The 13499-nt window shown below is 70.1% G+C and carries 12 protein-coding genes; 9 read left to right on the top strand and 3 right to left on the bottom strand.

What is annotated here, in order from left to right; genetic code table 11:
- Positions 1 to 10: 10 nt before the first annotated feature.
- Positions 11 to 1087 carry a 2Fe-2S iron-sulfur cluster-binding protein gene (locus HF999_RS13565; RefSeq protein WP_312854142.1) on the bottom strand — a complete coding sequence of 359 codons (1077 nt, stop codon included), beginning with the start codon at positions 1085 to 1087 and terminating at the stop codon, positions 11 to 13.
- A gap of 88 nt (positions 1088 to 1175) precedes the next feature.
- Between HF999_RS13565 and HF999_RS13560 the strand changes: the two genes are divergently transcribed.
- From HF999_RS13560 to HF999_RS13530, 7 genes are read left to right on the top strand one after another with little or no spacing between them, the layout of a single operon-like run.
- On the top strand, positions 1176 to 2171 hold the full coding sequence (locus HF999_RS13560; protein ID WP_168546384.1) for an alpha/beta hydrolase: 996 nt from the start codon (positions 1176 to 1178) through the stop codon (positions 2169 to 2171).
- Positions 2171 to 3025, top strand: a complete 855-nt coding sequence (locus tag HF999_RS13555; protein ID WP_210733796.1) for an SDR family NAD(P)-dependent oxidoreductase — start codon at positions 2171 to 2173, stop codon at positions 3023 to 3025. The genes HF999_RS13560 and HF999_RS13555 overlap by 1 nt, the downstream gene beginning before the upstream one ends.
- A 35-nt stretch (positions 3026 to 3060) precedes the next feature.
- Positions 3061 to 3984, top strand: coding sequence for a ferritin family protein (locus HF999_RS13550; RefSeq protein WP_168546383.1), 924 nt, complete (start codon positions 3061 to 3063; stop codon positions 3982 to 3984).
- Between the two features lie 17 nt (positions 3985 to 4001).
- Entirely contained in the window at positions 4002 to 5486 is a 1485-nt protein-coding gene (locus tag HF999_RS13545) for a flavin-containing monooxygenase (protein ID WP_168546382.1), read from the top strand.
- A gap of 10 nt (positions 5487 to 5496) precedes the next feature.
- On the top strand, positions 5497 to 6261 hold the full coding sequence (locus tag HF999_RS13540) for a MerR family transcriptional regulator (RefSeq protein WP_168546381.1): 765 nt from the start codon (positions 5497 to 5499) through the stop codon (positions 6259 to 6261).
- A gap of 57 nt (positions 6262 to 6318) precedes the next feature.
- A complete protein-coding gene (gene fdhD / locus HF999_RS13535; RefSeq protein ID WP_168546380.1) occupies positions 6319 to 7164 on the top strand; it encodes a formate dehydrogenase accessory sulfurtransferase FdhD in 846 nt (281 codons plus the stop codon).
- The gene (locus tag HF999_RS13530; protein ID WP_168546379.1) at positions 7161 to 9500 is read left to right on the top strand and encodes an FdhF/YdeP family oxidoreductase; all 2340 of its coding nucleotides are present in this window, start codon (positions 7161 to 7163) and stop codon (positions 9498 to 9500) included. Before fdhD ends, HF999_RS13530 begins: the two co-directional genes overlap by 4 nt.
- Positions 9501 to 9521: 21 nt before the next feature.
- On the opposite strand, the gene HF999_RS13525 is transcribed toward HF999_RS13530, so the two are convergent.
- Positions 9522 to 11186: an MFS transporter gene (locus HF999_RS13525; RefSeq protein WP_246207806.1), complete on the bottom strand. Its 1665-nt coding sequence runs from the start codon at positions 11184 to 11186 to the stop codon at positions 9522 to 9524.
- Between the two features lie 98 nt (positions 11187 to 11284).
- Positions 11285 to 12139 (bottom strand): acyl-[acyl-carrier-protein] thioesterase, encoded by an 855-nt coding sequence (locus tag HF999_RS13520; protein WP_168546378.1) that lies wholly within the window; start codon positions 12137 to 12139, stop codon positions 11285 to 11287.
- 32 nt (positions 12140 to 12171) lie between these two features.
- Here HF999_RS13520 and HF999_RS13515 point away from each other — a divergent pair, with 32 nt between their 5' ends.
- Both HF999_RS13515 and HF999_RS13510 read left to right on the top strand, forming a co-directional pair.
- Positions 12172 to 13131, top strand: a complete 960-nt coding sequence (locus HF999_RS13515) for an FAD-dependent oxidoreductase (RefSeq protein WP_168546377.1) — start codon at positions 12172 to 12174, stop codon at positions 13129 to 13131.
- Positions 13132 to 13191: 60 nt separating this feature from the next.
- On the top strand, positions 13192 to 13473 hold the full coding sequence (locus tag HF999_RS13510; RefSeq protein ID WP_168546376.1) for a DUF2277 domain-containing protein: 282 nt from the start codon (positions 13192 to 13194) through the stop codon (positions 13471 to 13473).
- Positions 13474 to 13499 lie beyond the last annotated feature (26 nt).

Below are 13499 nucleotides of genomic sequence, written 5' to 3'. Positions count from 1 at the left end.
GAGTCCGCGGTCAGTCGAACTCGACCTCCAGCTCGTCCGCGAGGGGGAGCGATTGGCAGGCGAGGCGGATGCCGTTGCCCAGCTCGTGATCGTCGAGGGTGTCGTTGACCAGCATGTGCACCTCGCCGCGGCGCAGCGTGAAGGCACAGCCGCCGCAGTTGCCCTCGCGACAGACATAGGGCGCGTCGAGTCCCCGGTCGAGCAGGGTGTCGAGCAGGACCTGCTCGCGCGGCCAGGCGACGGTGGTGGTCGCACCGTTGAGCTCGACGACCACCGTCGCGGCACCGTCCGACGATGCCCCGCCGACCGGCGCGGCGGGCGGCGCGGCGGCCGCCCCGGTGTCGACCGCGAAGGGATCGCCCGTCAGTGAGGAGAAGGCCTCCCGGTGGATGCGGGCACCGTCGACCCCGGCGAGGGCGGCGGCCTCGGCGGCCGCGTCCATGAACCCGGCGGGTCCGCAGAGGTACGCGGACGTCGCGACCGTCGGCTCCGGCAACAGCGCCGTCAGGCCGGCCGCGGTGGGAATGCCTCGTTCGGACTCCAGCCAGTGGGTGACCGTCAGCCGATCGCCGTGCGACTCCTGCAGTTCGGCGAGCGCGGCGGCGAAGATGATCGACGACCGATCGCGGTTGGCGTAGACGAGCGTCACGGGCGTCGTGGACGCCGCCAGCGCGTCCCGCAGGATCGACATCACGGGGGTGATGCCGCTCCCGGCGGCGGCGAGGACGAGGCGATCGGGGTCGTCCCGCACGGTGAACCGCCCGCCGGGAGCCAGGGATTCGAGGATCATTCCCTGTTTCGCGTTGTCGCACAGCCAGTTCGAGGCGTAGCCGCCGGTGGTCCGCTTGACGGTGACCTTGAGGTGATCGTCGAGTCCGGGGGTGCTCGAGAGCGAGTAGCAGCGCGGCGCCCAGCGCGCGCCGTGGCCCGGTGCGCCCGGGACGCGCAGGGTGAGGAACTGCCCGGGGGTGTGTTCCAGGCGTCGCTCGGTGGGGTGCGCGAAGACGAGGGAGACCGCGTCGGAGGTCTCCTCGATCACGTCGATGATCTCGAGCGGATGCGACCGTGCGGCCGTCGATGATTCCACGGTGTCCTGCTCCTTCGTCGGGTTCCCGGACGCTACATCGATAACTGTGCCATTGACAACTGGCGCGATTGCTGATGGTGTGTATGTCATGCGAACAACGACTCCGGCCCCGCCGGTCCCGTCGGCCTCGACGCCGCGGTCCGACGCCGCGGCGTTCCTGACCCGCTACGGGCTGGGCGTCACCAGCGGCCTGATCCCCATGAACGCGGTCGGCATCCGGATCGCACGGGGCCTCGTCGCGTCGATCATGGGGGTGCTCGGCTCCACCCCCGGCGGCACGACGGTGACCGCCGTACGGGGCCCGGTGCGTGGGGAGTGGGTGCTCGGCCCGGGCGTGACCCGCGGCCGACGCGCGGTCTACTACGTGCACGGCAGCGCCTACGCGATCTGCTCGGCGCGCACGCACCGGAGTCTGGCCGCGCGGCTGTCCGAGACCACGGGACTGCCGGTCTTCGTCGTGGACTACCGCCTCGCGCCCGAGCATCGTTTCCCGACCGCCGCGGACGATGTCGCGGCGGGTTTCGCCTGGCTGCTCACTCAGGGATACGCGGCCGAGGACCTCGTCATCGCGGGTGACTCCGCGGGTGGTCACCTGATCGGCGACCTGCTGCTGCACCGCGCGGCCACCGAACAGGCGCAGCCGGCCGCGGCCGTCCTGTTCTCGCCGCTCATCGACCTCACCTTCACGCTCGCGGCCCGGCAGGAGCGCGTCCGACGCGACCCCGCGATCTCCGCGGCCGCGGCGAGGCGCCTCGTCGACCTCTACACGGAGGGAGTGGATCCGGCCCATCCCCGCCTGCGGCTCGACCTCCGGCATGCGGATCGGCTCCCGCCCTTCTTGATCCAGGTCGGCGGCGCCGAGATGCTGTCCGCCGACGCCCGCCACCTCGATGCGGAGCTCCGCGCGCACGGAGCTGCCAGCACGCTGGAGATCTGGCCCGGTCTCATGCACGTCTTCCAGGCGTTGCCCCGGCTCGCGCCCCAGGCCGACGCCGCGCTCCTGCGGGTACGCGACTTCCTCGCGGGGCTCGACAGCGATCCCACCGCCGCTACCGCGGCTCACACCGATTCGGAGGCCTCCTGATGTTGGGCATCGACCGACTGCTGCACCACCTCGTCCGCGACCCGATCACCGCCGATGCCAAGGCCGTCGTCACCGGCGCCGGCAGCGGCATCGGCCGCTCCTTCGCACTCGATCTCGCGCGCCGCGGCGGCGAGATCGTCTGCGCCGACATCGACCCCGCCCGGGCGAAGGAGACCGTCGCCCTCATCGAGGCCCGGGGCGCAACGGCGCACGCCGCCACCGTCGACGTGGCCGACCGGGCAGCCGTCGAGACCCTGGCGGCCTTCGCCCGCACCGTCTTCGACGGTCCGCCGACGCTCGTGATCAACAATGCCGGCGTCGGGATCGGCGGTCGCCCCGTCGGCGAGGTCGGGCTCGACGACTGGGACTGGGCCCTCGGCATCAACCTCTGGGGCGTGGTGCACGGCTGTGAGCTGTTCGCGCCGATGCTCCGCGAGGCGGGCCGCGGCGGCATCATCAACGTCGCCTCCGCAGCCGGCTTCGCGGCCGCGCCATCGATGGGCCCGTACAACGTCTCCAAGGCGGGGGTCATGTCGCTGTCCGAGACGCTCGCCGCCGAGCTCGCCGGAACCGGCGTGAACGTGACGGTGCTGTGCCCGACCTTCGTCAAGACCAATGTCGCCCGCGACGGCCGGATCACCGACGGCAGTAAGAATCTCGCCGGCACCCTCATGAAGTTCACCGGCATCTCGCCCGACGGCGTCGCCGCGCAGACCCTCGATGCGCTCGACCTCGGTCGGCTCTACGTGGTGCCGCAGCTCGACGCGAACGTCATCTGGCACCTCAAGCGTCACTTCCCGACGCCGTACGTCCGTGGGCTCGGGCTGCTCAGCCGCCTCCTGCCCTCGTCCTGACCCCGATCGTCACCCGCCACCGAAAGGAACACCTCATGGCCATGGATCTCGACAACATGCTGCAGATGATCAAGGACCGGCAGTGGGCCCTCGCCGACATCGATTGGGATGCACCGGGCGCCGAGCTCATCGACCCAGAGCTGCACGCCAAGCTCAAGCCCTTCCTGTCCGACCTGATGTGGATCGAGAACGTGGGCGCCCGCGGCTTCGCGGCCATGGCGCGCAAGGCCCCGACCCCGACCCTCAAGAGCATCTACGAGCACTTCCACGCCGAGGAGCAGAAGCACGCCAACGCGGAGCTCGCCCTCATGCGCCGGTGGGGCATGCTCGACGATGACGAGATCCCGTCGCCGAACATCAACGTGCAGCTCGTGATCAACTGGCTCGACCAGCACTCCGACGGCATGTCGCTCTCCTTCCTCGGCACCGTCATCCCGATGCTGGAGGTCGCGCTCGACGGCGCCCTGATCAAGTTCATCACCGACGAGGTGAAGGACCCGATCGCGCAGGAGGTGTTCAAGCGGATCAACGCCGACGAGTCCCGCCACCTGGCTGTCGATTTCGAGGTCATGGACATGCTGGGCCACGCGGACCTGCGCAAGCGGACCATCGACTTCGTCGGCGGCTGGGTCAAGCCGTCGCTGCTCATCGGCTTCCTCAGCTACGTCCCGCTGCTGAACAAGATGCGCGACAACATCGTCGAGATGGGCGTCGACGAGGAGCGGCTGTACGGCGCCATGAAGCGCTACCGCGCCGCCGGCGACCGCAGCGAGTACATCAAGCGGCTGCCCATGTTCCGCGTGGTCGCCTGGCACGGCGGCTGGGTGATCAACCGCACCAACCGGCTCTACCACGTGCCCGCGGACACGCTGGTGAAGGCGACCGCCCTCATCCCCTTCCCGCTGGTGCACCGCACCCCCACCTGGTCGCAGGAACTGACCTACGAGCCCACCGCCTGACGAGGACACCTCCAGCCATGACCATCTCAGTAGCCATCATCGGCGCCGGCTTCGCCGGCATCGGCGCCGCCATCCGACTCCAGGACAAGGGGATCGACGACTACCTCGTCTTCGAGCGTGACACCCGCGTGGGCGGGACCTGGCGGGACAACACCTACCCGGGAGCGGCGTGCGACATCCCCTCGCGCCTGTACTCGTACAGCTTCGCCCCCAATCCCGACTGGTCGCACACCTACTCGGGCAGTGCCGAGATCCTCCAGTACATCGACGGGATGGTCGAATCCTCGGGCGTCGCACCGCACATCCGGTTCGAGCACACCGTGACGGGAGTGGTCTACGACGCCACCGCGGGGGAGTGGACCATCTCCTTCGAGGGCCGGGAGCCCGAACGCGCCCGCGCCGTCATCATCGCCTCCGGCCCCCTCGCCAACTGCTCCTTCCCCGCGATCCGCGGCATCGAGGACTACGAGGGCCACAAGATCCACAGCGCCCGGTGGGACCACGACTACGACTTCACCGGCAAGAAGGTGGCCGTCGTCGGCACCGGTGCCAGCGGCGTCCAGATCGTGCCCGAGCTGGTGCAGCAGGCCGCCTCGGTCAAGGTCTTCCAACGCACCCCCGGCTGGGTGCTGCCCCGGATCAACACCGAGACGGGTGAATTCACCAAGTCGATCTATCGGAGGATCCCCGGCGCCCAGCAGCTCGCGCGCGCCCTCTGGTTCTGGGGGCACGAGTCGGTCGCGCTGGGCGTCGTCTGGAACACCCCGCTGACCCGTGTCGTGGAGGCCGTCAGCAAGCTGCACCTGCGGCTGCAGGTGCGCGATCGGTGGCTGCGTCGTCAGCTCACCCCGGACTTCGCCGCGGGCTGCAAGCGCCTCCTCATGACCAGCGACTACTACCCGGCGCTGCAGCGCGAGAACTGCACGCTGGTCACCTGGCCCATCGCGCGGATCGCCCCGCAGGGGATCCGCACCGTCGAGGGCGTGGAACACCGATTCGACTGCATCGTGTTCGCCACCGGATTCGACGTCTCCAAGACCGGCTCGCCGATCCCCGTCACCGGGCTGGACGGCCGCGTGCTGGCGGACGAGTGGAGCGGCGGCGCCTACGCCTACCGCAGCGTCGCGGTCTCCGGGTATCCGAACCTGTACGTCACCTTCGGCCCCAACTCGGGCCCTGGGCACAGCTCGGCGCTGGTCTACATGGAGGCGCAGATCGACTACATCACCGACGCGATCGCGCAGCTGATCGGCAACGGCTGGAAGGCGCTCGACGTGCGTGCCGAGGTGCAGGAGGAGTACAACCGGGACATCCAGCGCCGGCTCACCTCGACCACCTGGAACTCCGGCTGCAGCAGCTGGTACCTCACCGACGACGGCTTCAACGCCACCATGTACCCCGGCTTCGCCTCGCAGTACGTGGGGCAGCTGCGCACCGTCGACCTGCAGGACTACCGGATACTCGTGCACGAGGAGGCGAGCAGCGCCGCGACGGCCGGATAGCATGCCGAGCATGACCGAGTACCGGATCGACGACCTGGCCCGCGTGTCCGGGACCACGACGCGCAACATCCGGGGTTATCAGGAGCGCGGACTGCTGCCGAAACCTCTGCGCCGCGGCCGGGTCGCGATCTACACCGAGAAGCACGTGCGGAACCTCTTGGCGATCAACAAGTTGCTGGGCAAGGGCTTCACGCTGGGGCACATCGCGACCTTCCTCACCAATCCCGGTGCCCGCATCGGCGACGCACTGGACCTCGCCGAGATCATCGACGAACCGTGGGCCAGCACGCGCCGACCCGTGCTGGACCGCGAGGCCCTGCAGGAGCGGCTCGGTCCGCTCGACGATGCCGCGCTCGCCTCCCTCGTCGACGCGGGCGTGCTCGCCGAGACCGACGAGCCGGGGCGGTACGAGGCGGCCGACGCGCAGATCGTGGGCAACCTCGCACGGCTCGTGGGCAAGGGGATGGACCTGGCGGTGCTCGTCGACGTGCACCGGCGGTTCACCGCGAAGATGGCGGAGGTCGCCGAGATTCTCATCGGCGCCGCGCACGACGAGGTCGACCGGGTGCGCGGTCCGGGGTGGCTGCCCTCGTCGGACGAGGAGATGGCGTGGGCCGTGGGCCTGATCGGCACCATGCGCCGTGCGGGCACCGAGAACGCCCATGCCGCCCTCGACCGGGCGCTGGACGCCGCGCTCGACCAGGCGCTGCAGGAGCACAAGGTGGCCGCGGAGGGCCGGACCTGCGCTGCCGACGACGCCGACGGCCGGGCCTGAATCGCGCGCTCGACGATGCCGTGTCACCCGTCCGGCGGCGGGTGTAGCGTCAGGGACATGGGTCGGATCACGGTGCGTCGGGCGGTGATACGGGCCGCGCTCGGCGCGGAACCGGTACGGCGCATCGATTCGCTCGCCGTCGAGGAACCGCTCGAGATCCGCGTTGCGGGAAGGCCCCTCGTCGTGACCATGCGCACGCCCGGGCACGATGTCGAGCTCGCGGCCGGTTTCCTCGTCTCCGAGGGCGTGATCGGCGCCGCCGAGGACATCCGCTCCGCGATCCACTGCGGTGGTCCCGGCACGGGCGGCGAGATCAACGAGTACAACGTGCTCGACATCGCGCTCGCGGTGGGCGTCGCCCCGCCGGCGCCGGACGTGACTCGCAACTTCTACACCACCAGTTCGTGCGGGATGTGCGGTAAGGCGAGCATCGACGCGGTGCGCACGGTGTCCCGGTTCGACGTTCGGACGGACCCGGTCACCGTCGAACCCGAACAGGTGGTGGCCCTGCCGGACCGACTGCGCGCGGAGCAGGCCGTGTTCGACAAGACGGGCGGCCTGCACGCGGCCGGCCTGTTCGATGTCGCGAGCGGCGAGCTGCTCGTGCTGCGCGAGGACGTGGGCCGGCACAACGCCGTCGACAAGGTGATCGGCTGGGCGCTCCTGCAGGACCGACTGCCGCTGCGGGGAGTGGTCCTCCAGGTGTCGGGGCGCGCCAGCTTCGAGCTGGTCCAGAAGGCCGTCATGGCGGGCGTTCCGGTGCTGTCCGCGGTCTCGGCGCCGTCGTCCCTCGCGGTCGAGCTCGCCGACGAGGCCGGCCTCACCCTCCTCGGGTTCGTCCGCGGCGACCACATGAACATCTACTCCCAGCCCCAGCGAGTACGTCAGGAAGTCAGGACATGACCACGGACAATCAGCCCCAGACTCCGGCCCGCGTGCCGGGCCTCCTGCCCGACGTTCCCCGTCAGGGCGGCTTCGGGCCCGCGACCGACGGTGCCTGGTCCAGCTCGCCGTACCACCACGCGGCCGCGGCCTGGGGCGCCGCGAAGTCCGTGGGCGCCATCCTCTTGAAGCAGCGCGAGCTGATCCGCGGCACCCACTCGATGTTCGTCATGAACCATCCCACCGGGTTCGATTGCCCCGGCTGCGCGTGGCCGGACGACAAGAAGCTCACGCTGGACTTCTGCGAGAACGGCGTCAAACACGTCACCTGGGAGATGACCCCCAAGCGGGTGGGGCGCGAGTTCTTCGCCGCGCACTCCGTGACCGAGCTCGCCGATTGGACCGACTTCGACCTCGAGGACCAGGGGCGCCTGACCGAGCCGATGGTCTACGACGAGGCCACCGACCACTACGTGCCGATCAGCTGGGACGACGCGTTCGCCCTGATCGGCGGGGAGCTGCGGGGCCTGGCGAGCCCGAACGAGGCGTCCTTCTACACCTCCGGGCGGCTGAGCAACGAGGCCACCTTCCTCTATCAGCTGATGGCCCGAGAGTTCGGCACCAACAACCTGCCCGACTGCTCGAACATGTGCCACGAGGCGTCGGGGCGGGCGCTGACGGCGTCGATCGGCACCGGCAAGGGCACCTGCGACCTCGACGACTGGGAGGAGGCGGACGCCCTGTTCGTCATGGGCGTCAACGCGGCGTCCAACGCGCCGCGGATGCTGACCGCCCTGGCCGACGCCACGCGGCGCGGCGCGCAGGTGGTGCACATCAACCCGCTGGTCGAGGCCGGCGCGACGAAGACGATCGTGCCGCACGAGATGATCGACATGGCGCTGTTCAAGGCGACGTCCGTCTCGGACATGAACATTCAGGTGCGCCCCGGCGGCGATCTGGCCCTCATGCGGGGCATGGCGAAGGTCGTCTTCGAGGCGGCCGAGAGCGATCCGACCGTGCTCGATCACGACTTCCTCGCCGATTACACCGCCGAGTTCGAGGCCTACCGCGACCTCGTCGCGGCCACGAGCTGGGACGAGATCACCACGCAGGCGGGGCTTCCCGAGTCGGAGATCCGGCGGGCCGGCCAGGTGTACCTCGACTCGGGCAGGACCATCATCGCGTGGTGCCTCGGCATCACCCAGCACGAGCACGGCGTCGACACGGTCCGCGAGATCACGAACCTGCTTCTGCTGCGGGGCAACATCGGTCGCCCCGGCGCCGGCCCGTCGCCGATCCGCGGACACAGCAACGTGCAGGGAAACCGCACCTGCGGCATCGATCACCGTCCGCCGCCGTGGATCGACAAGCTCGACGAGGTGTGCGGCATCGTCTCCCCGCGCGTCGGCGGGCTCGACACCGTCAAATCCGTGGAGGCGATGAACGACGGCCGGGTGAAGGTCTTCGTCGGGATGGGCGGCAACTTCGTGCTCGCCGCGCCCGACACCGCGTACACCGCGGCCGGCCTCCGCAAGACCGAGCTCACCGTGCAGGTGAGCACCAAGCTCAACCGCAGCCACCTGGTGCACGGGCGGCAGGCGGTGATCCTGCCCTGCCTCGGTCGCACGGAGAAGGACGAGCAGATCGCCGGTTTGCAGGGGCAGACCGTCGAGGACGCGATGAGCATGGTCCACATCTCGCGCGGCAAGCGGCGCCCCGCGTCGCCGAACCTGCGTTCCGAGCCCGCGATCATCGCCGGCATCGCGATGGCGACGCTCCCGGAGAGCCGCACGCCGTGGCAGTCCTATGTCGACGACTACGACCGCATTCGCGACGTGATGGCGAAGGTGCTCCCCGGCTTCGAGGGCTTCAACGAGCTGCTCAAAAACCCGGGTGGGTTCCGCATCCCGCAGCCCGCGCGCCAACGGGACTTCCGCACGCCGTCGGGCCGGGCGAACTTCTCGCTGGCCCCGATGCCGAACGTGATCCCCGCGGACGCGGACGTGCTCATCCTCGGCACCATGCGCTCGCACGATCAGTGGAACACCACGATCTACTCGGCCAACGATCGGTACCGCGGCATCAAGAACCTCCGCGAGCTGATCTTCCTCAACGAGGCCGACATGGCCGCGCGCGGCCTCGCCGAGGGCGACCTCGTGGACATCACCTCCACCTCGCGCGACGGCTCGGAGCGCACGCTGCGCCGGTTCCGGGCACTGCGCTACGACCTGCCCGTGGGATCCGCGGCGGGGTACATGCCGGAGATGAACGCATTGATCGGCATCGCCGACTACAGCACCCAGTCGGACCAGCCGCTGATGAAGAACATCGCGGTGCGGCTGGTCAAGTCGGAGTAGCCGCGGTCCGGCCGACCCGGGTCAGTACCGGGCGGCCGTCTCCACCTCGTCGGCCTCCGCCTCGAGGATCTCGATGTCGACGGGCGCACCGTCGCCCTTCCCCGTGAGCAGGGAGGCGACCGCGCCGAGGAGGCACACCACCGCGGCGAAGCCGAACGCGAGCTCCAGCCCCGAGCGGAAGGGCTCGGAGATCAGGTGCGGGAAGAACTGCAGGCCCGTGAGGTGCTGGGACTGCTCGGCGGTGAGGTGCAGCTGCGACAGGTGCGGGCCGAGGAGCTCCCGGACGGGGTTGTAGCCGAGGAAGGCCGCGAACAGCACCGCCACCGGCGGGAGCGCCGCGATCTCCGAGGCGTACTGGGCGGGAACGCCGTTCGCCTGCAGCCCCGTCGACATGGCGCCCGGAAGGGAGCTCGACAGGCCGGCGATCATCAGCGAGAAGAACAGGCCGATCGAGAGCACCATCGCGGAGTTCTGGAAGGTCGTCATCATTCCCGAGCCCGACCCGCGCGACGTGGCGGGCAGCGAGTTCATCACCACGGCGCGGTTGGGGGATCCGAACATGCCCATGCCGACACCGTTGACGAACAGGATCAGGGCGAACGCCCAGTAGGCGAAGTCGACGGGCAGGGCGATCAGGGCGAGGAAGGTCAGTGCGGTGATGATCAGGCCGGCGGAACTCAGTGCGCGGCCGCCGATCCGATCCGACAGGGCGCCCGAGATCGGTGCGGAGAGCAGGAATCCGACGGTCATCGGCACCATGTAGATGCCCGCCCAGAGTGGGGTCTGCGTGTAGTCGTAGCCGTGCTGCGGCAGCCAGATCCCCTGCAGCCAGATGATGAGCATGAACTGCAGGCCGCCGCGCCCCAGCGAACCGCAGAGGTTCGCGACATTGCCCCACACGAAGGCCCGGTTGCGGAACAGGTGCAGGTCGAACAGCGGCGAGGGCGCCCGCAGCTCGATCAGACAGAACACCGCCAGCACCGCCAGTCCGCCGAGGAGGCAGGACAGCACGAACGGGGAGGTCCAGCCCATCGCGTGCCCGCCGTACGGCTGGATGCCGTAGGTGATGCCGACCAGTACGGCGATGAGGCCGATCGCGAAGGTCAGGTTGCCCCACCAATCCATGGTCGCCGGCACGCGGGCCCCTCGGTCCTCGAGCTTGAGGTACGCCCAGACGGTGCCGAGCACCCCGAAGGGCACCGAGACCAGGAAGATCAGATGCCAGTTCACCGGCGCGAGAACGCCGCCGATGATCAGGCCGAGGAAGGAACCGGCGATCGCGGCGACGCTGTTGATGCCCAGCGCGAGGCCGCGCTGGTCGGGCGGGAAGGCGTCGGTGAGGATCGCCGAGCTGTTCGCCATGAGGAAGGCGCCGCCGATGCCCTGCACGACGCGCCAGCCGATGAGCCACAGTGCCGCGGCGTGCCCGTCGAACCACGTGACCGCCAGGAAGATCGACGACACCGAGAAGATCAGGAAGCCCATGTTGTACATGCGGGCCCGGCCGAACATGTCGCCGAGCCGGCCGAACGCGACCACGAGCACCGCGGTGACCACGAGGAAGCCCATCATCATCCACAGCAGGTAGCTCGTGTTGCCCGGCTCGAGCGGGTTGAGGTGGATACCCTTGAAGATGTCCGGCAGTGCGATGAGGACGATCGAGCTGTTGATCGTGGCGATCAGCATGCCCAACGTGGTGTTGGACAGGGCGATCCACTTGTAGGCCACCGGCGAGATCCTTTGGTTAGAAGAACTTATCTAACCGGAAGTGTAGGCGGGGTCGGTCAGCTCTTCCACTCGATGCGCTCGACCTGCTCCGGCGGCCACGGGGCGGGCGCGTCGAAGGGCGCGCCCGGCAGTGCGATCACCGAGACCGCCGAGGCGGGCTTGGCGGCGGGCGCACCGTCGGAGTCCAGGAGGTGGAGCCACTGCCGGTAGCCCGCCTCGTCGCGGATCGACCGCACCTGCACGCTCGAGCCCAAGGGGATGGGCGCGAGGTACTCGATGACCGCCCGGTGCGGGGCGGCGAACAGCGGGTCGCCGTTCAGGTCGTCCTCGACCAGCTGCAGGTAGGCGGCGTTGTTGAGGTGCTGGTACGGGTCGAAATCCGTGGCCCGCAGCCGCACCGTGTAGTCGGCGGGCGAGGGCTCCGGCGGCGCCGTGGTGTTGAGCGCCTTCCAGCGCAGCCGCGTCTCGGTCACGTGCTGCTGCAGGTACTCCATGCCGCCGTCGGAGATGTGCGTCGGCATGCCGGACTCCGCGCTGAACCGGATCCAGAAGGCCTCCGTCTCGACGTGGCCGCCGGCGCTGCCGCGCACCGTGATCCGCATGTTGCACCACCGCGAGCTGGTCGACTCGCACCAGCGCAGCAGGGTCACGTCCGAGGGCCAGTGCAGCGGCTCGAGCACGTCGATGATCGACCGGCGCACCAGCCAGTACGGGTCGGTCGCGTCGAAACCGCGGTGGAACATCTCGTCGTTCGCCATGTCCTGCAGGTAGCGCGCGATCCCGTCGAGCCGGACCCGCCGCTCGGGGTCCACATCGCCCGTGCGCACCGGCCACGTCCGCTCGAAGGACGGGCCGGGCGGGGCGGCCTGCAGGAATTCGTAGTCCGACGGGGTCGCGGCTGGCTTGATCACGCGCCCGACCCTAGTCCTGCCACACTGATCGTGTGACTGAGGTGACGATCGTCGGTGCGGGTGTGATCGGTCTGTCGTGCGCGGTGCGCCTGCTGGAGGCGGGGCACCGCGTGCGCGTGTACGGGCGGGCGCTCGCGCCGTCGGCGCCGTCGGAGCCGGCGGCGGAGCGAACGGGCGGCGTCGACACGGTGACCTCGGCCGTGGCCGCCGCGGTCTGGTACCCGTACCTCGCCGAGCCCCGCGACCGGGTCGGCGGCTGGTCGGCGACCGCGCTCACCGCGTTCACGGACCTCGCGGCCCGGGGCGTCGACGGCGTCGTCATGACCCCCGGCACGGAGATCTTCCGCGAGCCCGTTCCCGAGCCCTGGTGGACCTCCGCGGTGCCGTCGGTCGAGCGGGTCCTGCGGCCGCGCCCCGGGTACGCAGAGGGCTGGAGCTTCGTCTCGCCGGTGATCGAGATGCCCGTCTACCTGCCGTGGCTCGTGGGGCGCGTGCGGGAGCTGGGCGGCACCGTCGAACAGCGGGACGTGCGGTCCCTCGACGAGCTGGACGGACTCGTCGTCAACGCGACCGGGCTCGGCGCGCGCGAGCTGGTCGGCGACGCGTCGATGGAGCCGGTCCGCGGGCAGGTCGTCTACCTCGAGCAGGTGGGCGTCGACCGCTGGTGGATCGACGACTCCGCCCTGGACCTGGGCGTGACCACGTACGTGGTGCCGCGCTCGCGCGACATCGTGGTCGGCGGCACCGAGGACCACGGCGCGGAGGAGCTCACCGTCGACCCCGCGACGGCGGAGGCGATCCTGGCCCGCGCCCGGGACCTCGTCCCGGAACTGCGCGATGCGCGGGTGCTCGGCCACAACGTCGGGCTGCGGCCCTCCCGCCCGACGGTGCGCCTCGAGCGCGAGGGGGACGTCGTGCACTGCTACGGCCACGGCGGTGCCGGGGTCACGTTGAGCTGGGGCTGTGCGGACGAGGTCGCGGCGCTCGTGTAGCCCCGGCCCGACCGGATCGGAGGGGTTCCGCTCCGGCGGATCCGAACGTAGCGTGGATGCATGTGCCGCAACATCACTGAACTGCGCGGGCTCGAGCCCGCGGCCACCGACGACGAGATCGAGGCCGCCGCACGCCAGTACGTGCGCAAGGTCTCGGGCATCCAGAAGCTGAGCGACGCCAATCGCGAGGCCTTCGAGCTCGCCGTCGCCAAGGTCACCGCCGCCACGGAGGAACTGCTCGACGCGCTGCCCGCGCGCCGGCAGCCGCCCAAGACGGTGCCGCCCCTGCGTCGTCCGGAGGTCCAGGCGCGCATCGCGGCGCGCGCCGCGGCCGCGGGCTGATTCGCGCACACTCCACCCGGGCCTCC

Origin of the sequence: Tsukamurella spumae, from assembly GCF_012396015.1 — a bacterium.
GTDB classification, from domain to species: Bacteria; Actinomycetota; Actinomycetes; order Mycobacteriales; family Mycobacteriaceae; genus Tsukamurella; species Tsukamurella spumae.
Note: the sequence above shows the minus strand (reverse complement) of the source record. Positions and strands in the feature narration are given on the sequence as shown.